A 22,665-nucleotide genomic window follows, 5' to 3' on the forward strand; every position below is an offset into this window, starting at 1 on the left:
ATGTAGGAGCATCTACCTAAGGAAGCATCATGGGATATCGGATCGTTGATACTGGGGCAAAAGCGGAAGCCATTCGCTTGGTTGTGGAGATGAATTGCTCCATACCTGAAGCCTGCAAGCTAACGGGAATTGGACCCACAGCTCTACGCCGATGGGTTCTGCTCTGGCGTCGGGAGCATGCGGGGATTTCACAACCCTCTCGGCCGCAGGACCAGGAGCTGATTGAGTCGTTACAGGCAAAATTGGCACTGGTCGAAGCAGAGAACCAGGTATTAAAAAAGCAATTGCCCTCTCATCTGAAGGTTCTGTTCAGTCGAACCAAGTGATTGACGGCGCTAGAGGGGCAGGGTCGATTAGACGCACGTGTCTGGTCTTAGGCTTGGCCCGCAGTAGCTATTACGCGCAACGTAAACCCAAGCCGCCTCGTGTTATCGAGAGTGGTTTGGAGATGACGATTCGTGCGGTGCATACCGAGCATCGCGAAGCTTTAGGGGCCCGAGGGCTTTCCAAGGAGTTGAGGAAAGAAGGTATTTCTATCGGACGTCACCGCATGCGCTCCTTGATAAAGACCCTTGATTTAACCAGGCGCCGGCCGCGTTACGCCCACTATCGTCGCGCCACCAAACCAAGTATCACGGCACCGAACATACTTGATCGTCGCTTTAATCCGGTCCAGCCAGACACGCTCTGGGCCGGCGATATCACTTACATCAAAGTGAGGGATAGCTGGTTATATCTAGCCGTAGTGATGGATTTGTTTTCACGCCGGATTGTGGGGTGGGCTTGTTCAAGAACCGCCGACACGGACCTGTCGATCAAAGCACTGAAATTGGCAGTAGCACTGCGCCACCCAATGCCTGAGCTGTTGTTTCATTCAGACCAGGGCTGTCAGTACACCTCTGAGCGATTTTCAGCGTGTCTGGCGCAATGCCGAATCGTCCACAGCGTGAGTCGTCGCGGTAACTGTTGGGATAACGCGGTGGTAGAGCGTTATTTCAGAACGTTGAAGCACGACTGGATGCCAGAAAATGGCTATCAGAATCACCTTGAGGCGGAAAAGGATGTGATCGACTTCGTGTCGCACTACAACCATCGCCGCTGCCACACCGCATCGAATAACCTGCCGCCTGCGCTTTTTGAGCAGCAGGCGGCCTAAAGCTCCTACGGAGTGGTCCAAAAAAACTGGACCCCAACAGCTTCGCTCCTACAGCCCTCCTTCCGATGATAATTATTCTCGTTTATCGCTAAATATCCCCGCCCCCCTTCGTCTTTGAGCAAACGGAATTTTTCCCTCGAAGACAAGGAGTCGGCTGCGATGTTCGCGCCTATTACCCGTTCCATGACCTTGACCCTCGGCCTGTGCAGCGCAGCCCTGAGCCCCGATCTGCTGGCCGAAACCGAGCCCGACAAGGACCCGGCCGCCAGCACCCTGGAGCTCACCGCCACCAACATCACCGCCGAAGGCCTGGGCACCACCACCGAACACACCGAGTCCTACACCACCGGCGCCATGAGCACCGCGACCCGCCTGAACCTGTCAATCAAGGACACCCCGCAATCGGTGTCCGTAGTCACTCGCCAGCAAATGGACGACTTCAAGCTCGGCACCCTTTCCGAAGCCATGAGCCAGACCACCGGCGTGGTGGTCCAGCACAATGACTCGGACCGGGTCAGCTATTCGTCCCGTGGCTATGAGATCAACAACTTCCAGATTGACGGGATGCTCAATACCTTCGGGCGGATGAAGTCAGACTCAGACACCATCATCTACGACCGCATCGAAGTGGTTCGCGGCGCCACCGGGTTGACCACCGGCGCCGGCGACCCGTCAGCCACCATCAACATGGTGCGCAAGCGCCCGACCGCGCAATGGCAAGCCCAGACCGGCGTCAGTGGCGGCAGCTACGACGATTACTACAGTTACGTGGACGTTGGCGGTCCGTTGGCGTTCGATGGACGTTTGCGCGGCCGCAGCGTGCTGGCCTACCGCGACAGCCAATCGTTGCGCGATCACTACCAGATGCAACGGGAAGTCGGCTACGGCGTGCTCGAAGCCGATCTCACCGACGACACTGTGCTGGCGGTGGGTTACGACTATCAGGACAAACAGGTTCAGGGCACGTCATGGGGCACCGTGCCGTACTGGAATTCGTCGGGGGGCAAGGCCAACCTCGGGCGCTCGACCAACATGGCGACGTCGTGGAGTTCCTGGCCACTGAAAGACAAGACCGCGTTTGCCAACCTTGACCAGCAACTGGGCGGCGGCTGGCATCTCAAAGCGGCCTACACCCACCGCGAGAGCGATACCGACGGCAAGGTCTACTACGGCGGTGGCGGCTTCCCGAATGACGATCGAAGTGGCATGAGCGCCTACCGTGGCCACATGGTCGGCACGCAGAAAATGAAAACCTATGACTTCAACGTGGCGGGCCCCTACGCGCTGTTCGGGCGCGAGCATGAGCTGATGTTCGGCTACGGCGAAGCCGAGCGCAGTGCCGAGTCGCCGTACGCCGTGGCGGGCGCCGTACCCGCCGGCTACGACACCATTGCCGACTGGAAATACATGGGCGGTATCGCCAAGTTTCCCGACACCGTGACCAGCCTCAATGGCTCATCGGACAACACCCGTCAGAAGGCCGGCTACCTGGCCACCCGCCTCAACCTGACCGACCGCTTTCACGCGGTGCTCGGCAGTCGTTACGGCAGCTGGAAAGCCTCGAAAAACAGCAAGACCTACGATGACAACCTGCAATTGACGGGCGTGGAGACCACTTCGCAGCAACACAGCGATATCTGGACGCCCTACGCCGGGTTGCTCTACGACCTGACGCCCGAGTACACCGTTTACGTCAGCTACACCGACATCTTCAAACCCCAGGAAAATCGCGACGCCAATCGCAAATACCTGGAACCGGTGGTCGGCAGCAACTATGAACTGGGGCTCAAGGGCAGCCTGCTGGAGGAACGCCTGAATGTGGCCACGGCAGTGTTCTGGAGCAAGCAGGACAACGTCCCCGAAGTGGACGATGCGGTGCCGCCAGCCCCGGTGACGGGTGAGGAATTCTACAAGTCCGGGGGCAAGGGGCAGAAGGTCCAGGGCTTCGAAATCGAAGTGTCCGGCGAGGTCATGACCGACTGGAACATGACCGCCGGCTACACCTACACCCACGCGGCCAACGGCGAAAAGCAGCGGGCGAACACCAATGAACCGCTGAACATGTTGCGCCTGTCCACCGCGTACCGCTTGCCCGGCGACTGGCATGCGCTGACCGTCGGCGGCGCGCTGAATTGGCAGAGTGATATCTGGGGCAACTCCAATCGCCCGGTCGGGCGCAATGCCGAGGGTGGCCTGATCACTGAACGCACGAAGATCCGCCAGGAGGCCTACAGCGTGGTCAAGTTGATGTCGCGTTACGAGTTCGACAAGCACCTCTCAGCCTCGCTGAACGTCGATAACCTGTTCGACAAAAAGTATTACGACAACGTCGGTTTTTATAACGGTGTGTTCTGGGGCGACCCGCGCACCGTGACGCTCAGCCTGGACTGGAAACTCTGAACCTGACTTGGCCTCTGCTGTGGGAGCGCCTTGGCTCCCACGTTTTGCTCGGTGTTAACCCCGATTTAATGAGGTCTGCCAATACTGCGCCCACGCCCTTGAATCACGGATGAAAGGCCCCGTCATTCTTAGTGGGAGATCCATCATGAAACGAGTCAGCCTGATCCTCGCCGGCCTGCTCATCGTCGGCTCCAGCAGCGTGTTTGCCGAAGGCGGTGCGCAGCGGATGAAGCATCACTGGGACAACTTCCCGGTTCCCTCCGCGCAAACCCCGACCGATCATCGCCCAAACGGCGAGCTTCGGGTTCCGGATGATCAAACCGCACAAGTGACCGAATCCTACAGAACCTGAACCGATGGACCTCTGGCGACCTGCTCCGTCGCCAGAGCTGACACTTGGGCGTCCTGCTGGACGCCCTTTTTTATGCCCGGGATTTACAGCGACTTGATCCAGAACAGCATGCGGCCATGGGCCGGGTCGAACATGCCGGCGGCAAAGCCGAACTTGGCGTAGGACGCCTGAGCCACGGCGTTGCCTTCCAGGACTTCGAGGGTGATCTTGCAGCAACCGCGCTGGCGGGCGATTTCTTCGACCTTTTGCAACATCTTCTGGCTCAGGCCCAAACCACGAAACTTCGCCACCACCGCCACGTCGTGCACGTTGACCAGAGGTCGGCAGGCAAAGGTCGAAAACCCTTCAAAGCAATTGACCAGCCCCGCCGGTTCACCGCCGACGAAGGCGAGCACGCTGAATGCATAAGGACGCTTGGCCAGTTCCGCCGGCAGTTGCTGCAGGACATCGGCTGAAAGCGGCTTGCCGCCGCCCATCGGGTCTTCGGCGTAGTGGTTCAACACCAGGCAAATGGCCTCGGCGTGCACCGGGTTGGTGTAGTTGGCCTGGAGTACAAGTATTTCTGCGGATTCCATTTCCACCCTCGATCGCATACATCAAATTGGCCAAGGACATTAGCGTGACGGCGGCGTGGCGACAACCGGATCTTAGTGACCCCAAATCAATTCTTCGGTCCAACCCAGCTCGGCAAAATCCCCTGCCCGCAACCCCGACTCCCCGGCACAGAAAAACTCATCCAGTTGCGGCGGTTCCACCGACGTGCCACTGAGCATCCCATGCACCTGCCCGCGATGATGAATCTGGTGTTCGAACACATGCGAGAGCATGCGCAGACGGCTGTCGTGTTGCGGCGTGTCCCGGGCGATGGTCACGAGTCGCCCGAGGTCGGCGTCGCGCAATTGCTCGCAATAGGCGATCAGCCGGCGGTCTACCTGGGCTTGCTCGCGCTGGAGATCGGCAGCGACAGTGAAGGGTTGCTCGTCGTTGAAAAAAACGTAGCAATCGGGATGTGGCACATCACCGCGCAGTTCGCGCTCCAGGGCATCCACATAGAACCAGTCGCAGGTCAGGATGTGATTGAGTGTGGCGCAAATGCTGGGGAAGAAACTGACCCGCGTGGCCGTCAATTCCGCCGCGCTCAACTGACCCCAGGCCTTGGCCAGTCGGTGGTTGGCCCAGGCGTTCTGGTAGGCCATGGTCAGTAAATGGTGAGACAGGGGTTGAGTCATCGTCGCGCCTCCTGTGTTCAAGCTTCGGCAAACCGTTGCAACTGCATTTCCTGCAAGCGACTGAGGGTGCGGCGGAACGGGAATTCCAGATAGCCCTCGGTGTACAAGGCCTCCATTGGCACCTGGGCTTCGAGGTACAGCGGCACCTTGCGGTCGTAGCACTCGTCCACCAGGGCGATGAAACGCCGAACGCCGTCATCGTGCACCGACAACTGCGGCAACTCACGGTCACCGGCCACCACCCGCTCCACACCGTCTTCGGTGCCCCTGGCGATGCGCCCTTCGCGTTTCTGCGCACTCAGGTTGGGCACTTCACTCATCAGAATAGCGCTGAAGGTGTCGCACAGGGCCATGAAGTCCATGGCGGCAAACGGTTGCTCGCACAGATCCGCGTAACGACACCACAGCACCGTGGCGCTGGCCTGCACCACATGAACGCTGCGATAGCCGACCTGGATCGGATCGACGGACACCGACTGCCCCACCGTCAGGGCCTTGAACGCTTCGGCCAACCCACTGGGCTCATCAAGCGCCCCCACCCAATAGCGCTGCAACGCCGCGCCGGGGTGCAGGCGATGATCTTCGCCGCCATCCACCGCGATCACTTGCATGTGCTGCTTGATCGCCTCGATGGCCGGGGTAAAACGGTCGCGGTTGAAGCCGTCGGCATACAGCTGATCCGGCGGCTGGTTGGAGGTGCTCACCACCACCACGCCTTCTTCGAACATGACCTGAAACAAGCGGCCGAGAATGATCGCATCGCCGATGTCGTTGACGAACAACTCGTCGAAACACAGCACGCGGACTTCCTGGGCCAATTCCCGGGCAAGGGCTTTGAGTGGGTCGGCGGTGCCGGTCAACTGGAACGAGCGCTGATGCACCCAGCCCATGAAATGGTGGAAATGCTGACGCCGGGCCGGTACCCGCAGGCTCTCGTAGAACTGATCCATCAGCCAGGTCTTGCCCCGACCGACCGGGCCCCAGAGGTACACGCCGGTGATCGACTTGCGCCCTTCATGCAAGGCTTCATGACACTTTTGCAGGGCCCAGACGGCATGTTCCTGGGCTTCGTCCTGAACAAAGCCCTTCTGTTCAATGGCGTACTGCCAGGCGCTTAACGGGGAGTCGAATGTCATAGGGCCGCGCTTCAGATCAGAAGCTGCGCAGTATGCCAGTCACCCCACCATTTGAAACACCACAATTCCCCGTGCAGGAGCGAGCGGTGCGACGATTCGACTTGCCCGCGAAGGGGCCTTCACATGCAACACCTTTGTTGACTGTTAAACCGCCTTCGCGGGCAAGCTTAATCGTCGCACCGCTCGCTCCTACAGGGTATTGCACCCGCATTGACCGGAATGGTGTCAGAGGGAAATGTCCAACCGGGCGATCTTGCCCTGCTCGTTCAACCGAAACGTGTAGCGCAATTGCAGCGGGCTGCCGGGAAACGTCCCGGAAATCAGGTTGTGCACCAGCACCTTGCCGGTGCGCAACTGAACGTCGAGCACCTCGACCCGTGGCTGGTAGCGTTGCGCGGTGTCTTGCATCCATTGGGCGATGGCCTGGGGCCCGACCTGATGCTCGCCTTCGTCGAAGACATTGGCATCCTCGGCGAAAAAACTGGCGACCCGTGAGGTGTCACGGGCATTGGCGGCGGCGATGTAAGCGGCGATGGCCGGGGCCAGTGAAGCGGCTGGACTAGACATGTTGATAGCTCCTTGTTGTTTGATTCTGGAGCCATGCTAAATCAGCGCTGTGTCAGTTCTTGTCAGGAGTGAAGCGCCCGGCCTCATCCAGTTGCATCTGCTTGCGCCAGGTGCGCAACAGGTCGCTGCGCCGGCCGGGATAGCGCTCGCCCTGCTCGCTCGCGGCTGAAATCCGGTCGGTGCGAAAGGTCCGATAGGCACTGCGCAATTCGCACCAGGCGACGATGATCCGCACCTCGTTGAGAAAGCCCAGCGCCAAGGGCCAGATCAAGCGCTGGGTCGGCACCTGATGGGCGTCGGCGTAGTCGATGTGCAACTTGGCCTGATTGCGGATCGCCTGGCGGAACACATTCAGCGGCACGGCGTTTTGCGCAAAACCGTACCCCGACGGGCCGGGCAATACCGTCGGGTTGTGCAGCGCCTCCAGCGCCTCGGGCGCCAACACCGCAGCTATCTTCGCCAGCGCATCCGCCGCCGCCTTGCTCAACACCTCATCGCCACGCTGATCGACATAGCGCAAACCGAGCACGATGGCTTCGGTTTCGTCGGCGTTGAGCATCAAGGGCGGCAGAAACAGACCGCTGCGCAATACATAGCCGATTCCCGCCTCGCCATAAATCGGCGCACCGAGTGCCGTGAGTTCGGCGATGTCGCGGTACAGCGTGCGTTCGGAGATCTCCAGTTCGCTGGCCAGGGTTGCGGCGGTCGCCGGGCGGCTTTTCCCGCGCAGCACTTGGAGCAAGGTCAGTAAACGAGTGGTTCGCGACACGATCGGCACGCTCAGTCCGGGAAAGTGGCCGAAGCTTAGCAAAGGCTGCTGTCAGAAACTGGCAGGAGTGATCGGCCCTTTCATCGCCCCTGAAAAAAGCGTCTTGACGCTGGATATTACTCGCATCATATTAAATACATGTTGCAAAACATTTATATTCAACCCCGACGTTTTCCCTCAGGAGTCCTCCCATGCATTACAAAGTCTTTGGCCGTAAAACCGGCTTGCGGGTTTCGGAACTGGCGCTGGGCGCCGGCAATTTCGGCACTGGTTGGGGCCACGGCGCCGAACGCGACGAAGCCAAGCGGATTTTCGACGGCTACCTGGAGGCCGGCGGCAACTTCATCGACACCGCCAACGGTTATCAGGGAGGCGAGTCGGAAGGCATGCTCAGCGAGTTCATTGCTGCCGAGCGGGATCGGTTGGTGATCGCCACCAAATTCACCATGGGCACCGAGCGCACGGCCAATATTTCCTTCACCGGCAACAACCGCAAGAACATGGTCCGCGCCGCCGAAGAAAGCCTCAAACGCCTGAAAACCGATCACATCGACCTGTTCTGGGCGCACATCAGCGACGGCGTCACGCCGATGGAAGAAATCCTGCGGGGCTTCGATGACCTGGTGCGCGCCGGCAAGATTCACTACGCCGGTTTGTCGAACTTCCCGGCCTGGCGCATCGCTCGTGCTGATGTGCTGGCCGAAGTGCGCGGCTTTTCGCCGATCGCCGCGATCCAGACCGAATACAGCCTGGCCGAACGCACCGCTGAACGAGAATTGCTGCCGATGGCTGAAGCCCTGGGTCTGGCGGCAACCTTGTGGTCACCCTTGGGTGGCGGCTTCCTCACCGGTAAATACCGCACCAACGACGAGAACAACCGCGCGGCCAAACTCGGCATGTTGATTCACACCGAGAAAAGCGCCCGGGAAACCGCCCTGCTCGACACCTTATTGGCGGTTGCCGCCGAAATGGAATCGAGCCCGACCCACGTGGCCATTGCCTGGTTGCGCGAGAAAGCCAAGCGCTCGACCACGGCGCTGATACCGATTCTGGGTTCGCGTACCCGTGAGCAGTTGGACGCCACGTTGGGCGCGTTGAATGTGCATCTGAATGACGAGCAGTTGGTGCGGCTGGATGGCAGCAGCAGTGTTGAGCCGGGTGTGCCGCACGCGATGATCGCCGGGTCGGTGGCGCGGTATACCGGGGTTGAGATTTTGGATTTACCGAAGATTCCGGTGGCCTGAAAAAGCTTCGCGGGCAAGTCGAATCGTCGCACCGCTCGCTCCTACAGGTTATGCGCCAATTTCAACACCGCGCAAAACCTGTAGGAGCAAGGCTTGCCCGCGAAGGCGTCCTCCTGACCGCTACACATCCCTCTCAACGATCAACCTTATGTTTGGCCGCATACAAACACAGCATCTCCATGGCCAACGTCGCCGCCGCCAGTGAGGTAATGTCCGCGCTGTCATAAGCCGGCGCCACTTCCACCACATCCATCCCCACCAGATTGATCCCGCGCAAGCCGCCAAGAATCTCCAGCGCCTGCACCGTGCTCAGCCCGCCGCACACTGGCGTTCCGGTGCCAGGCGCGAACGCCGGGTCCAGGCAATCGATATCAAACGTCAGGTACACCGGGTTATCCCCAACCCGCGCCCGAATCGCCTCGACAATCGCCTCACACCCCTGGCGATGCACCCGCCGGGCGTCCAGCACCTGAAACCCCATGTGATCGTCATTGGTCGTGCGCAAACCGATTTGCACCGAACGCGACGGATCCACCAGCCCTTCCTTGGCCGCATGCCAGAACATCGTGCCGTGATCGACCCGCTTACCCTCCTCGTCCGGCCAAGTGTCGCTGTGGGCGTCGAAGTGGATCAGCGACAAGCTGCCATGTTTACGCGCATGGGCCTTGAGCAGCGGATAAGTGACGAAGTGATCGCCACCGAAAGTGAGCATCGCGCTGCCGGCGCTGAGGATGTGCTCGGCGTGGGCTTCGATGCTTTCCGGGATCGAGTGCGGCGAGCCGTAATCGAAGTCACAATCGCCGAAATCAATCACCGCCAGGTGATCGAACGGGTCGAAGGTCCACGGCCAATGGCGTTCCCAGGCAATCCCGGTGGACGCGGCGCGAATGCCCCGTGGCCCGAAACGCGCGCCGGGGCGGTTGCTGGTGGCGGTGTCGAACGGCACACCGCTGACGGCCACATCCACACCGCGCAAATCGCGGCTGTAGCGTCGACGCATGAAGCTGGTGATACCGGCGTAGGTGCTTTCGGCGGCAGTCCCATAGAGGCTGTCGCGGGTCATGGCCTGGTCGTTTTGCACAGGGACATCCATGGTGAGTTCCTTATTATTGGCGGCTACGGAAAGTGGTCCACAGGCGGGTGCGCTGGCGCATGTCTTTGAGGCTCATGCTGCGGTCGGCGTACAAACGGTCGCGAACGTCGGCCAGCGGGTAGATATCCGGGTCGGTGCGCACCGCTTCATCCACCAACGGCGTGGCGGCGGTATTGGCGGTGGCAAAGAACAGGGTGTTGGTCAGCGCGGCCACGGATTCGGGGCGCAGCATGAATTCGATGAACTGGCGCGCGGCTTCGGGGTGCGGCGCGTCCTTGGGGATCGCCAGGTTGTCCTGCCACACCAGCGTGCCTTCCTTGGGAATGCGGTACGCCACTTCGTACGGTTTGTTGGCCTTGCGCGCCTGATCGGCGGCCATGCTCGCGTCACCGTTGTACGTCAGGGCCAGGCACACGCTGCCGTTAGCCAGATCGCTGATCTGCCGGCCGGTGGCGACGTACAACACATTCGGCTGAAGCTGATGCAACAACGCTTCGGCAGCTGACAGATCAGTCTTGTCGGTGCTGTAGGGATCTTTACCGAGGTAATGCAGCGCCAGGCCGATCACCTCTTGCGGCGAATCGAGAATGGCAATGCCGCAGTCTTTCAGCTTGCTGGCGTATTCGGGCTTGAACAGCAGATCAAGGCTATTGAGCGGCACGTCCGGCAAACGCTGTTTCACTGCTTCGACATTCATCCCCAGGCCCAACGTGCCCCAGGTGTAGGGCACGCCGTAGCGGTTGCCGGGGTCGACGGCGGCGAGTTTTTCCAGCAAGTCCGGGTCGAGGTTGGCGTAGCCCTTGAGGCCTTCGTGGGGAATCGCCTTCAACGCGCCGGCCGCCAGACCACGGGCCAATACGCTGGACGATGGCACCACCACGTCATAGCCGCTGCCGCCGGTGAGCAACTTGGTTTCCAGCACTTCCGACGAATCGAAGGTGTCGTAGCGCACGTGAATGCCGGTTTCCTGTTCGAAGCGCTGCAAGGTCTCGGGCGCCACGTAATCGGCCCAACTGTAGAGGTTGACCACCTTTTCCTCAGCCTGGGCCGACGCGGCGATTGCCAACAACAATGCGGGAAAACACAGTTTGAGAAGAGGAGGCATCACGAACACCTGACATTATTGGAGTGGTTGCAGCGTGCGCCCTCGGATACATTGGAAAAATATCAAGTTTGTTAACCTGACTTTATCCAGGAGTAATGCGTGATGCTCGGCCAACTGCACGATCTGGACCTGCAACTGCTGCGCCTGTTTGTCAGCGTGGTGGAATGCGGCGGCTTCAGCGCGGCCCAGGGTGAACTGGGGTTGAGCCAATCGAGCATCAGCCAGCAAATGGCCAGGCTGGAAACCCGCCTCGGTTATCGCCTGTGCAGTCGCGGCAAGGGTGGTTTCCGGGTGACACCCAAGGGCGAGCAATTGCTGATCGCCATTCGCAGTCTGTTTGAATCCATCGAAGTCTTTCGTCATCAGTCCAACGGCGTGGCCGGGCGTTTGATTGGCGAGGTGCGCCTGGGGTTGTCCGAAGCCCTCGACCAGTCGGTGCTGCAACGGGTAGCCGATGCGATCCGGCGCTTTCGCGAACGGGATGAGTCGGTGCGCATCGAGTTGATCAGCGCCATGCCCGGGGAAATGGAGCGACTGATGCTGCAACAGCGGCTGGACCTGGCGATCGGTTATTTCTCACAGGTGCAACGTGCGTTTGACTACCGGGAACTGTTCAGCGAAACCCAGCATTTATATTGCGCGCCGGGGCATCCGTTGTTCACCAACGAGGCGCCGGATGATCAAGCGCTGCAGGCGTGTGACCGGGTGGATCATCCCTATCGCTTCCTGCGCAGTGACGAGCCGTTCCAGGGCAAGGTGTGTTCGGCGCGCTCGGAACAGGTCGAGGGGACGCTGGCGTTTATTCTGTCCGGGAAACATGTGGGTTATTTGCCGAGCCACTTTGCCCGGAGCTGGGAAGACAAGGGGTTGCTGCGGGCAGTTCGTGTAGGAGAAATGAGTTTTGATGTGGGATTTCACCTGGCCCGGCATCGGGCGCAGGTGCCGGGGGATGCGCAGAAGGCGTTTGAGGAGGATTTGCTGGCGGCGTTCACCTGACCTGATCGTTGATGATCGTTCCCACGCTCTGCGTGGGAATGCAGCCCGGGACGCTCTGCGTCCCAGTGGAACGCGGAGCGTCCCTTGAGGCATTCCCACGCAGAGCGTGGGAACGATCGGTACGCGGAGCATGGGAACGATCATGTAAACACCGCCGCCGCCCCCTCGCCACAGTTGGGTGGTGGTCACAGGATTTGTGTCAGGTTGTAACTTTTCTGGCATCCTGCGCCTCCTTTTTCTGACCTGGCCCCTGGCGCTTTCCTCGTGACCTCATCCGAACACGCAAAATCCCAGCCCCGCTCCGACCTGATCTACGGCCTCAACGACCGCCCGCACCTGACCGCCACGGTCTTCGCCGCCCTGCAACACGTACTCGCGAGTTTCGTCGGCATTATCACGCCAACCCTGATCATGGGCGGTGCGCTGGGTCTGCAAAGCGAAATCCCCTACCTGATCAGCATGGCGTTGTTCGTCTCTGGCCTGGGCACCTTCGTCCAGGCCCGGCGCTTTGGCCCAGTGGGTTCCGGGTTGCTGTGCCTGCAAGGCACCAGTTTTTCCTTTATCAGCGTGATCCTCAGCGCCGGGTTCATGGTCAAGGCCCGGGGCGGCGGCACCGATGAGATTCTGTCGACGATCTTTGGCGTGTGCTTTTTCGCCGCGTTTATCGAAGTGGTGTTGAGCCAGTTCATCGGCAAGCTGCGGATGCTGATTACTCCGGTGGTCACTGGGACCATCATCACGCTCATGGGGCTGTCGCTGATCAAAGTCGCAATGACCGACATTGCCGGCGGCTTCGGCGTGGCGGACCTTGGCGCCAGCCATCACCTGGCCCTGGCAGCACTGGTGCTCGGGACCATCGTGGTACTGAACCGGGTCGATGTGCCGTTCCTGCGCCTCGGCGCGATTGTGATAGGCCTGACCCTCGGCTACGTCGTCGCCTGGTTGATGGGCGATGTGGATTTCGCCAGCCTGCCGGCGGTGCCGCTGGTGAGCGTGCCGGTGCCGTTCAAGTACGGTTTCAACTTCGATTGGGTGGCGTTTGTGCCGGTGGCGGTGATTTTCCTGGTGTCGCCGCTGGAAGCTGCGGGCGACTTGACGGCCAACTCGATGATTTCCCGGCAGCCGGTCAAGGGCCCGATCTACATTCGCCGGATCAAGTCCGGCCTGCTCGCCGATGGCCTCAACTCGGCCATGGCGGCGGTGTTCAACAGCATGCCGATGGTGACCTTCGCCCAGAACAACGGGGTGATCCAGCTCACTGGCGTGGCCAGCCGTTACGTGGCGTTTTTCATCGCCGGTTTGCTGGTGCTGCTGGGGCTGTTCCCGATGATCGGCGCGGTGCTGCAACTGATGCCGAAACCGGTACTGGGCGGCGCGGAGCTGGTGATGTTCGGCACCGTGGCCGTGGCCGGGATCAAGATCCTCGCCGAAGCCGGCCTGCATCGGCGCAACATGCTGATTGTGTCGATTTCCCTCGGCATGGGCCTGGGCATCGCGGCGGTGCCGGAAGTGTTGCGCGAGTTGCCCCTGGCGCTGCACAACATCTTCGAATCGCCGATTACCGTGGGTGCGCTGTGCGCGATCATCCTCAACGTGTTCCTGCCCGAGGAATTCATGGAGCTTGAGGAAGACGATTTCGACCCGGAAGCGTCGATCCTGCAAGTCATGGAAAACCCGCAAGCCACGGAATCCGCCAGCCACCTGAACCGCTGAAGCGCGCGTGCTACATTCGTGGCGACTCCGCTTGGCACAAGGTTGATCACACGTTGAACAAGAAGACCGGCATCCGGGCCGCCCAGGCCCAGCAGACCCGCACACGGATCCTCGAAGCAGCGGTGAAGGTGTTCACCCGCGACGGTTATTCCGGAGGGCGGGTCGAGAGCATTTCCCGGGAAGCCGAGTCCAACGACCGCATGCTCTATTACTACTTCGGCAGTAAGGAGCAGCTGTTTATCTGCGTGCTCGAACACACCTACGAGCAATTCAACAAGGCCGAAAGCCGATTGAAGCTGGACCTGAGCCAGCCGCTGGTGGCGTTGCAGGAACTGGTGGCGTTCGTCTGGCATTACTACGTCAAGCACCCGGAATTCGTCGCGATCCTGAGTAATGAAAACCTCCACGGCGGCAAGCATGCGCAACAGTCCAGCGAGTTGCGCCGATTGTCCGGGGAAGCGGTCGGGGTGTTGAAGCCGATCATTGAGGCGGGTCAGGCCCAAGGGCTGTTTCGCGAGGTGCTGGACATCAAGCATGTGTATTTGATGATTGCCTCGCTCTGTTATTTCTATAACTCCAACCGGCACACTCTGAGTTCGTTTCTGGGTGAGGATTTGGCGGACAAGGGGCAGCAGCAGGATTGGTTGGGGTTTATTCAGGATTTGGTGGTGCGGGGGGTGATGAGGTTGCCCCCGCGGGATCTCGGTTGATAGGGCCGGCCCCTTCGCGGGCAAGCCTCGCTCCTACACGCGATGCTTTTAATGGCTGCCGGGATTCGCCCGCAAATGCGCCACCGTCGACTCCAACCCTTCCCACCCCGGCGCATTCCCCGCAAATCGACTGCGTAGATACGCCGCCAATTCCGCCACCTGGGTGTTCGACAGGCTGTCCTTGAAAGCAGGCATGTAACCCAAGTCCTTGGTCGCCGGGGTATCGATGCCTTGCAGAATGACCTTGATCAGGTTATCCGGCTGATCGCTGTGCACGTTGGTGTTGGTGGCCAGTGACGGACTCACGCCAAACAATTTCGGCCCCAGGCCATCGGCATGACAGGCCTTGCACGAACCCTCAAATACGCGCTGGCCGTTGCTCAGGGAAACGGTGGCCACCGGCCGCGTGGCTTTCTCCACGACTTGCGCCTCAGCCTGCGCGCCATTAAGTGACGCCAGATACACCGCCATCGCCCGGATATCATCCTTGGGCAACTTCGCCAATTCCGTGACCACCGGCCCCATCGGCCCGGTCGCTACGCCATGTTCAGCGGAATAACCGCTGCTCAGGTAACCGAACAATTGATCCTCGGTCCACGGTGTCGGTGCCTTGGACAAACCATTCAGCGCCGGCGCCTCCCAGCCATCGACCATGCCCCCCGCGAGGAACGATGCACCGCCCTTCTCCGCCCCCATCAGGTTGCGCGGTGAATGGCACGCTGCGCAGTGACCCAAACCGTTGACCAGGTACGCGCCGCGATTCCACTGTTCGCTACGCTGCGGCTGCACGCTGATTTCACCCTTGCGCAGGAACAACGCATTCCACCCCGCCATCAACGGCCGCAGGTTGAACGGAAAGCGCATGTCGTTGGCCTTTGCCGCTTGGCTGACCGGCGCTTGTGACATCAGGTACGCATACAACGCCTGCATATCCGCATCATTGATATTGCGAAACGCGGTGTAGGGGAACGCCGGATACAGATTGCGCCCATCCCGGCCAATGCCGTCGCGCATCGCCCGTTCGAACGCCGGATAGGACCAACTGCCAATCCCGGTTTTCACGTCGGGCGTGATGTTGCTGCTGTACAGCGTGCCGAACGGCGTCTCCATCGCCAGGCCACCGGCATTGGTCGTGCCACCCGGTACCGTGTGGCACACCGCGCAATCGCCGACCGCCGCCAGCAAGCGGCCGCGCTCCAGGGTCGCCGTGGACCAGGTGCCGGCGCTCGGCGGCGCTATCGGTGCGATTTCGCCGTGAAACGGCCACGCCGTCGCCGCCATGCCGAGCACCGCGCCGAACGCGGCAAACAGTGATCCGAACAGCCACTTGGAACGCTTGGTCGGGGACTTCGGCGGTTCATCACAAGTGCCCGCGTTCAACGCGGCCAACACCCGCTCCGGTGTGATCGGCAGTTCGCGAAAACGGATCCCGGTGGCGTCATAAATCGCATTGGCAATCGCCGCCGCACTCGGCACCGAAGCCGATTCACCGGCGCCCATCGGTGGCTGGTCCTGGCGCGGCATCATCAGCACGTCGATCTGCGGCACTTCGGGAAAGGTCAGGATCGGATAACCGCCCCACTCCTTGCTCGCCACCGTCGATTCCTCGAACGTCACCCGCTCCTTGAGCACGCGGCTGGTGGACTGGATGACGTTGCCGTGGATCTGATGCTGCACGCCGGCCGGGTTGATCATCATCCCCGAGTCATGGCCGATCACCACCCGCGTGACCGAGACATCGCCGGTCTGCCGGTCGATGGCCACGTCCGCGACCCACGCCGCCCACGCCGCACCGAAACCGGGAAATTTGCTGTGGATGTAGCGCGCATAGGCAAAGCCGCGACCGCGCAACAACCGGTCCTCGTTCGGGGTTTGCATCGGCGCGGTGCGTGGGGTCCAGGCCGCGCGTTCGGCGGTGGATTTCACCAGGTCGATGGCGCGCTCGTCGTGCAGGTAGCGCAAGCGGTATTCCACCGGATCGACGCCGGCGGCGAAGGCCAGTTCATCGATGTAAGACTCGTGGGCGAAGGTGTTGGGCAACGCGGAAACCCCGCGCATCCATGAGGCGCGGACAATCGGCGCCATGTCGTTGATGGTCACGCGCATGTTTTCAAAGTCGTAGGGCGGGATCGAGGTGCGGTCGCCCATCTCGAACATCGCCGCTACCGGCTCGACCCGCCCGGTCAGCAGCAGGGCCAATGTCGGCGCACCGTTCGATGGGTAACTGGTCTGGAAATCATAGGCAGCGACACTGCCATCGGCGTTCAAACCGCCATCAACGTCCATCAGTTGCGCGGTGCCTTTGGGTTCCCACAGATGCTCTTGCTCGCGGGTCAGTTGCACGCGCACCGGTTTGCCCACGGCGCGGGATAACAGCAAGGCATCGGCGCAGACGTCGTCGGCACAGTTGCGCCCGTAACAACCGGACGCCTCCATGCGAATGATCTCGATGGCTTCCTCTTCACACTCCAGCAACCACGCGAGGTCGGCGCGCAGCAAATGCGGATTCTGGCTGCCGGACCACACCCTGCTGCCCGATGGCTGATAGTCCGCGACCCCGCAGGACGGGCCGATCGAACCGTGCATCTGATACGGCCACATATACGTGCGCGGCATGCGCTGAGTGGCGGCGGCCAGGGCTTCATCGACGTTGCCCTGATCCAGCACCACCCGTTGCACCCGGGGGTTGTCGCGAATCGCCTGCTCGACATCGCTCAGGTCCGGCAAGCCTTGATTCCAGGTTTTCCAAGTGACTTTCAACGTTTGGGCAGCCTTGATCGCCTGCTCCTCGCGCAACGCCACGATGCCGACGAAATCGCGGATCACCACCACGGCGACGATTCCGGCGATGTGAGCGATGGAGGATTCGTCGACTTCCAGCAGGCTGTTGCCGACAAAATCACCGCAATCGAGCCCGGCATAGGGCGGGCGAATCACCCGGCCGTGGAGCATGTTCGGCACGCGCATGTCGTGGACGTAGGTCAGCTCGCCAGTGGCCTTGCCCGGAATGTCCACCCGCGCTGCGCCCTTGCCCACCAGTCGATAGGCTTCGGCGGGTTTCAGCGGCGCGGTACCGGAGATGCGCAGTTCAACGTGCTCGCCGCTGACCAGGTCGGCGTAAGTTGCGGTGCGGCCGTCCTCGGCGCGAATCACGCCTGCTTCGATCTTCAGGCTACTGGCCGCCACCGACCAACGTTCGGCTGCCGTTTCCAGCAGATAACGCCGCGCCTCGGCCGCCGCATTGCGCAACGGAATCGCGGAAATCTGCAACGTCGCACTGGCAATGGTCGCGCCCTGATTCGGCGCACGCTCGGTGTCGCCGAGCACCATGCACACCTGTTCCATTTGTAAATCGAGTTCTTCGGCGACGATCTGCGCCAGCGAGGTGCGAATGCCGGTGCCGAGGTCGACATGGCCGTTGAACGCATACACGCGCCCGTCATCGCTGATGGCAATGAACAGGCCCAGTTCCTTGGGTTTGATCAGCGGCGTACCGCCCTTCGCCACCGGGCCGGACGGCGGCAGGATGTCGTCGACGATCAGCAGCACGCCGGACTTGGCCAGCAGTTGGTCGCGGGTCGGGATGGAAAGCGCGATGGAGCCAGTCATGGTCATTGATCCACCTTCAAGGCATTTGACGGGCGGCACGCAGCACCGCGCGGAGGATTTCGATGTGGGTGCCGCAGCGGCAGAGATTGGCCGAGAGTTCGTTGCGGATCTGGGTTTCGCTGGGGTGCGGGATGCGGTCGAGCAAGGCCTTGGTGGTCATGATCATGCCGTTGAGGCAGTAGCCGCATTGCGCCGCTTGCTCATCGATAAAGGCTTGTTGCACCAGGTGCGGCGCGGCGCGGGTGCCGAGGCCTTCGAGGGTGACAATCTGCCGATCCACGGCACCGGCCAGCGGAAACACGCAAGAACGCGCCGCCACCCCGTCGATGATCACCGTGCACGCCCCGCACTCGCCCAGGCCGCAGCCGTACTTGGGGCCGTTGAGCTGCAAGTCATTGCGCAAGATCAGCAATAACGGCGTGTCCGCCATGGCGGTGACGGTGCGGGTGAGGCCATTGACCTCAAGCGTTACGGTGATTTCCTGGCTGGTCATTCGCGGCGCCTGCTTCGTTTGATGAAGTGGCTACTACACCAAAAGGTCGAAAAAAACGTCGCGGGCCCGATGGGGTTGTGGCGACGCGACACACTCGACTGGTGAAGTGGCTACTACATGAAACAGGAGCAAAAACGATGCCAGCAGTTCGGATCGATGATCAGTCTTGCGGGTCGTCGATCATTTTGCGCAGCAAAAACAGCACCGCGACCTGCTCGGCCGGGTTGAGGTTGCTCATGGTCAGCTCGGTGATTTTCCCGGCGCAGGGCACGGTTTGCTGCACCAGACGGTCGCCCGCTTCGGACAGGCCGACGATGACTTTGCGCCGGTCTTGCGGGTCGGGTTCGAGGGTAATCAGTTCCCGGGCCTTGAGCCGTTCGACGATGCCGCGAATGGTCGCCTGGTCCACGGCGGTGGCCTTGACCAGCTCGGTCAAAGAGCTGGGGCCGTGATCGCGCACGGCACAGAGCGTGACGAACTGCACCGCCGTCAGCTGGGAATCGCCGACATTCTGCTGAAAAATCGCCATGTGCCGCTGATAGGCCTTGCGCAGCAAATGCCCGACTTGTTCGGAGAAAACGTAGGAAGCATCAGGAGTTTCAGGCACGGCGGACTCGAAAGGCGATGAGTGGTGGGGAGGCATGATGGACAGGTTGGCAGGCGGACTCAAGAGCGGTTTGGGGCAAACACCTGAACCGCTTTGCGTAGGACCAAGGCTTGCCCGCGATGGCGCCCGTGAGATCGCGATCGCGGGCAAGCCTTGCTCCTACAGGTTTCAGCGAACCCGGGAGGCTTCTGGCGCCACCACATCCCCGCCAATCACCACCGCCTGGTCATCCAGGTACACATCGCAATTGCGCAGCGGAATGTCCAGGTGGCACGGGGTTTTGCGCTTACCGCCGACTTCGGTGTTCGGCCCGGTGGAGAACAGGAAGTTGCCATAGAACGCCCGGGCGTCCATGCACATGCCATCGTTCTTGTCGTGCAGACCCATGGCGGTCCACTGGGCTTTTGGCTGCAAACCCCAGCCGATGTGGGAGATGCCGTACACCTCGGGATCGTTGAAATACTTCATGTAGTCGCGCAGGTATTCGGCCTCGAAACCGCCGTGGATTGAGGTGATAAAGCCCTTTTCGATCTCCAGGGTGATCTTCTCCCGGGCGTAGGTCTTGAACGGCAGCACGATGTCGCCGATGTCCAGCACCAGCACGCCTTCGGCGGTTTCTTCGTTGGGCCAGGAGAACAGGAAACCGCTGGGCCAGTGGTCCCAGCGCCCCGGTTCATCGGCGAAACCGTACTCGGTGACCGCCGGATATTGCCCCAGCGCCGCCCGGAAATCGCTGCCGGCGCGGGACGTGACGTGGATCGAGCGCGCTTGTGTCAGCAGCTTCTCCGCCGCCATCACCCGCACCTTGTCCGCCTCGGTCGGCAGCATCCGCGCCAGCACTTCCGGGGGTTCGACGGCCAACAGAATGCGCGTGCCGGTCTTGAGGATCTGCTCCTGTTCCGGCGAGTGCAGCAGCATCATGGTGTCGACGATCAGGTCCGCCGCTTCCAGCGCCCGTTGCGCCGCGATGTTGCCAGTGAGCGCGGTGTCGCCGCAGTAGGCGGTCATGTCATTGCCCATGGCCGTCGGGTGGTTGAACGACGGCAGTTCCACGGCGTAGACCTTGGCACCCAGGCGTTGGGCGGCGTCCATCGCGGCACGCACGGTGCGCGGGTCGGAATAGTGGCTCTTGAGCACGGCGACGCTCTGGGTCGCATCGACCTTCGACAGCTTCAACACGTGTTCGAACATCTGGGTCAGTTCGCAATCGCTTACCGGCATTTCCAATCTCCTCAATCGTCTGCTGCGCACCAAGTCGAGGCGCCCCGCCTCACTCCAGTGCATTTTTATAGCGTGTACGCCATTTGTTATCGATAAGACATCAAATGCGAGCGGACTGCAAGCGCCGGACCATAACGTTACCAACCCACACAAACCCAACAAACAAGGGTTACATTCGGTGACTACGGGCAAAAAACGCCAAAAAATAATTTTCACCAACGGCTCTTTCTTTTTGAAAAATACAGCGTATACACTTTAAAAACCTTGCGGCGACACAGCCAGCGACCATTCGAAGAAGAGGAACAAGCCCCATGGCCCAAACACAAAAAATCGCCATCGTCGGTGCAGGTCTTGGCGGTGCAGCCGCTGCGACGTTGCTGCAACAAGCCGGGTTCCAGGTGGACATCTACGAACAGGCCCCGGAGTTCTCCCGCCTCGGCGCCGGGATCCACATGGGCCCCAACATCATGAAAATCTTCCGGCGCATGGGCATCGAGCAGCAGCTTGATTTGATGGGCTCGCACCCGGATCACTGGTTCAGCCGTGATGGCTTGAGCGGCGACTACCTGTCGCGCATCCCGCTGGGGGATTTCGCTCGCAAGGAATACGGCGCGTCCTACGTCACCGTGCACCGCGGCGACCTGCACGCCTTGCAGATGTCGACGATCAAACCGGGCACCGTGCACTTCAACAAACGCCTGGAAACCCTCGAAGAAACCGAGACCCAGGTGCGCCTGACGTTCAGCGACGGCGAAGTCACCTACGCCGACATCGTGATCGGCGCCGACGGGATCAATTCGAAGATTCGTGAAGAGTTGCTGGGCGCGGAAAAACCGCTGTACAGCGGCTGGGTCGCACACCGGGCACTGATCCGTGGCGATCAACTGGCCAAGTACGACTTGAAGTTCGAGGACTGCATCAAGTGGTGGACCGAGGACCGGCACATGATGGTCTACTACACCACCGGCGCGCGCGACGAGTACTACTACGTCACCGGCGTGCCGCACCCGGAGTGGGATTTCCAGGGCGCGTTCGTCGATAGCAGCCGCGAAGAAATGTTCGAGGCATTCCAGGGTTATCACCCGACCGTGCAAGCGCTGATTGAGTCCACCGAAAGCGTGACCAAGTGGCCGCTGCGCAACCGCAATCCGTTGCCACTGTGGAGCCGGGGTCGCCTGGTGTTGCTCGGCGACGCCTGCCACCCGATGAAGCCGCACATGGCCCAGGGCGCCGGCATGGCCATCGAAGACGCCGCAATGCTGACCCGCTGCTTGCAGGAAACCGGTCTGGGCGATTACCGCACCGCGTTCGAACTCTATGAAGCCAACCGCAAGGAACGCGCCTCCCGCGTTCAGTCCGTGTCCAACGCCAACACCTGGCTGCGGACTCAGGAAGACCCGGCCTGGGTCTATGGCTACGACCTGTATGCCCAGCAACTGAAATCGGGGGTGGCCGCGTGAGCACTTTCGTCCATGGCGGCAACGTCCAGGCCAACGGCATTCGCCAGCATTACTTGCGCTACGGCGGCAAAGGCCCGGCGCTGGTGCTGATTCCCGGCATTACCAGCCCGGCGATTACCTGGGGGTTTGTTGCCGAACGCCTTGGGGAGCATTTCGATACCTACGTGCTGGACGTGCGGGGTCGTGGCCTCTCCTCCACCGGGCCCGATCTGGATTACAGCGCTGAGACTTGCGCCGATGACATCGGTGCGTTTGCCCAAGCCATGCAGCTCGACAGCTACCACTTGGTCGGCCACTCCATGGGCGCGCGGTTTGCCGTGCGCAGCGCCGTGAAACATCCGGCCGGGGTCAATCGCCTGGTGTTGATCGACCCGCCCGTCTCCGGCCCCGGACGCCGTGAATACCCGAGCAAGTTGCCGTGGTACGTCGACTCGATCCGACAGTCATTGATCGGGATGGATGCCGAGGCGATGCGCGCCTTCTGCGCCACCTGGACCGACGAGCAACTGCAACTGCGCGCCGAGTGGCTGCATACCTGCTACGAGCCGGCGATCGTGCGCGCCTTCAACGATTTTCATGACGTGGATTTTCATCAGGACCTGCCAAAACTCCAGCAACCTGCATTGCTGATGATCGCTGGCCGTGGCGGGGTGATTGCGCCCGAGGACGAGGCGGAAATCCTCGATCTGCAACCGAACATTCGCAGCGTCCACGTTGAAAACGCCGGGCACATGATCCCGTGGGATGACCTCGAAGGTTTCTTCGCGGCGTTCGGTGATTTCCTCGGCCCGCGCCTCAACTAATC

Annotated in this window: 21 protein-coding genes; 10 read left to right on the forward strand and 11 right to left on the reverse strand. The window is 61.0% G+C overall.

Features of this window, described 5'->3' with window-relative positions; genetic code table 11:
- Positions 1 to 29 precede the first annotated feature (29 nt).
- The 4 genes from ACY4LX_RS19375 (at position 30) to ACY4LX_RS19390 (ending at position 3,908) form a co-directional block, all read left to right on the forward strand.
- Positions 30 to 326, forward strand: coding sequence for a transposase (locus ACY4LX_RS19375; RefSeq protein WP_463257480.1), 297 nt, complete (start codon positions 30 to 32; stop codon positions 324 to 326).
- The gene (locus ACY4LX_RS19380) at positions 323 to 1,156 is read left to right on the forward strand and encodes an IS3 family transposase (protein WP_463257481.1); all 834 of its coding nucleotides are present in this window, start codon (positions 323 to 325) and stop codon (positions 1,154 to 1,156) included. The genes ACY4LX_RS19375 and ACY4LX_RS19380 overlap by 4 nt, the downstream gene beginning before the upstream one ends.
- Positions 1,157 to 1,315: 159 nt before the next feature.
- Complete coding sequence (locus ACY4LX_RS19385) at positions 1,316 to 3,556, forward strand: TonB-dependent siderophore receptor (protein ID WP_463257482.1); 2,241 nt, start codon at positions 1,316 to 1,318, stop codon at positions 3,554 to 3,556.
- A gap of 145 nt (positions 3,557 to 3,701) precedes the next feature.
- Complete coding sequence (locus ACY4LX_RS19390) at positions 3,702 to 3,908, forward strand: hypothetical protein (protein WP_463257483.1); 207 nt, start codon at positions 3,702 to 3,704, stop codon at positions 3,906 to 3,908.
- Positions 3,909 to 3,991: 83 nt separating this feature from the next.
- Here the strand turns inward: ACY4LX_RS19390 and ACY4LX_RS19395 are convergent, their stop codons facing one another.
- The 5 genes from ACY4LX_RS19395 to ACY4LX_RS19415 all read right to left on the reverse strand — a co-directional run bounded on the left by ACY4LX_RS19395 (position 3,992) and on the right by ACY4LX_RS19415 (position 7,609).
- On the reverse strand, positions 3,992 to 4,483 hold the full coding sequence (locus tag ACY4LX_RS19395) for a GNAT family N-acetyltransferase (RefSeq protein ID WP_463257484.1): 492 nt from the start codon (positions 4,481 to 4,483) through the stop codon (positions 3,992 to 3,994).
- Positions 4,484 to 4,555: 72 nt separating this feature from the next.
- Positions 4,556 to 5,137, reverse strand: a complete 582-nt coding sequence (locus ACY4LX_RS19400; protein ID WP_463257485.1) for a DinB family protein — start codon at positions 5,135 to 5,137, stop codon at positions 4,556 to 4,558.
- A gap of 17 nt (positions 5,138 to 5,154) precedes the next feature.
- A complete protein-coding gene (gene zapE, locus ACY4LX_RS19405) occupies positions 5,155 to 6,273 on the reverse strand; it encodes a cell division protein ZapE (protein ID WP_463257486.1) in 1,119 nt (372 codons plus the stop codon).
- Between the two features lie 225 nt (positions 6,274 to 6,498).
- Positions 6,499 to 6,840 carry a nuclear transport factor 2 family protein gene (locus ACY4LX_RS19410; protein WP_463257487.1) on the reverse strand — a complete coding sequence of 114 codons (342 nt, stop codon included), beginning with the start codon at positions 6,838 to 6,840 and terminating at the stop codon, positions 6,499 to 6,501.
- A 52-nt stretch (positions 6,841 to 6,892) separates the two neighbouring features.
- Positions 6,893 to 7,609, reverse strand: a complete 717-nt coding sequence (locus ACY4LX_RS19415; RefSeq protein WP_149661586.1) for a helix-turn-helix transcriptional regulator — start codon at positions 7,607 to 7,609, stop codon at positions 6,893 to 6,895.
- Positions 7,610 to 7,800: 191 nt separating this feature from the next.
- Between ACY4LX_RS19415 and ACY4LX_RS19420 the strand changes: the two genes are divergently transcribed.
- Positions 7,801 to 8,853, forward strand: coding sequence for an aldo/keto reductase (locus ACY4LX_RS19420; protein WP_463257488.1), 1,053 nt, complete (start codon positions 7,801 to 7,803; stop codon positions 8,851 to 8,853).
- 133 nt (positions 8,854 to 8,986) lie between these two features.
- On the opposite strand, the gene speB is transcribed toward ACY4LX_RS19420, so the two are convergent.
- A complete protein-coding gene (speB, locus tag ACY4LX_RS19425; RefSeq protein ID WP_463257489.1) occupies positions 8,987 to 9,946 on the reverse strand; it encodes an agmatinase in 960 nt (319 codons plus the stop codon).
- 13 nt (positions 9,947 to 9,959) lie between these two features.
- A complete protein-coding gene (locus ACY4LX_RS19430; protein WP_463257490.1) occupies positions 9,960 to 11,051 on the reverse strand; it encodes a polyamine ABC transporter substrate-binding protein in 1,092 nt (363 codons plus the stop codon).
- Between the two features lie 102 nt (positions 11,052 to 11,153).
- On the opposite strand from ACY4LX_RS19430, the gene ACY4LX_RS19435 reads away from it, so the two are divergent.
- The 3 genes from ACY4LX_RS19435 to ACY4LX_RS19445 all read left to right on the forward strand — a co-directional run bounded on the left by ACY4LX_RS19435 (position 11,154) and on the right by ACY4LX_RS19445 (position 14,470).
- On the forward strand, positions 11,154 to 12,047 hold the full coding sequence (locus ACY4LX_RS19435; RefSeq protein WP_463257491.1) for a LysR family transcriptional regulator: 894 nt from the start codon (positions 11,154 to 11,156) through the stop codon (positions 12,045 to 12,047).
- Positions 12,048 to 12,311: 264 nt separating this feature from the next.
- Positions 12,312 to 13,760 carry a nucleobase:cation symporter-2 family protein gene (locus ACY4LX_RS19440; RefSeq protein ID WP_463257492.1) on the forward strand — a complete coding sequence of 483 codons (1,449 nt, stop codon included), beginning with the start codon at positions 12,312 to 12,314 and terminating at the stop codon, positions 13,758 to 13,760.
- A 53-nt stretch (positions 13,761 to 13,813) separates the two neighbouring features.
- Positions 13,814 to 14,470 (forward strand): TetR/AcrR family transcriptional regulator, encoded by a 657-nt coding sequence (locus ACY4LX_RS19445; RefSeq protein ID WP_149661580.1) that lies wholly within the window; start codon positions 13,814 to 13,816, stop codon positions 14,468 to 14,470.
- A 48-nt stretch (positions 14,471 to 14,518) separates the two neighbouring features.
- Here the strand turns inward: ACY4LX_RS19445 and ACY4LX_RS19450 are convergent, their stop codons facing one another.
- The 4 genes from ACY4LX_RS19450 to ACY4LX_RS19465 all read right to left on the reverse strand — a co-directional run bounded on the left by ACY4LX_RS19450 (position 14,519) and on the right by ACY4LX_RS19465 (position 20,400).
- Positions 14,519 to 18,079, reverse strand: coding sequence for a molybdopterin cofactor-binding domain-containing protein (locus ACY4LX_RS19450; protein WP_463257493.1), 3,561 nt, complete (start codon positions 18,077 to 18,079; stop codon positions 14,519 to 14,521).
- Between the two features lie 16 nt (positions 18,080 to 18,095).
- The gene (locus tag ACY4LX_RS19455; RefSeq protein ID WP_463257494.1) at positions 18,096 to 18,572 is read right to left on the reverse strand and encodes a (2Fe-2S)-binding protein; all 477 of its coding nucleotides are present in this window, start codon (positions 18,570 to 18,572) and stop codon (positions 18,096 to 18,098) included.
- Positions 18,573 to 18,732: 160 nt separating this feature from the next.
- Entirely contained in the window at positions 18,733 to 19,215 is a 483-nt protein-coding gene (locus ACY4LX_RS19460) for a MarR family winged helix-turn-helix transcriptional regulator (RefSeq protein WP_463257495.1), read from the reverse strand.
- Positions 19,216 to 19,347: 132 nt separating this feature from the next.
- Entirely contained in the window at positions 19,348 to 20,400 is a 1,053-nt protein-coding gene (locus ACY4LX_RS19465; protein WP_463257496.1) for a 2,5-dihydroxypyridine 5,6-dioxygenase, read from the reverse strand.
- Between the two features lie 311 nt (positions 20,401 to 20,711).
- Here ACY4LX_RS19465 and ACY4LX_RS19470 point away from each other — a divergent pair, with 311 nt between their 5' ends.
- Both ACY4LX_RS19470 and ACY4LX_RS19475 read left to right on the forward strand, forming a co-directional pair.
- A complete protein-coding gene (locus ACY4LX_RS19470; protein ID WP_463257497.1) occupies positions 20,712 to 21,860 on the forward strand; it encodes an FAD-dependent monooxygenase in 1,149 nt (382 codons plus the stop codon).
- Positions 21,857 to 22,663 carry an alpha/beta fold hydrolase gene (locus ACY4LX_RS19475; RefSeq protein ID WP_463257498.1) on the forward strand — a complete coding sequence of 269 codons (807 nt, stop codon included), beginning with the start codon at positions 21,857 to 21,859 and terminating at the stop codon, positions 22,661 to 22,663. The genes ACY4LX_RS19470 and ACY4LX_RS19475 overlap by 4 nt, the downstream gene beginning before the upstream one ends.
- The last annotated feature ends 2 nt before the right edge of the window (positions 22,664 to 22,665 follow it).

The organism is Pseudomonas sp. Emmai (assembly GCF_055179735.1).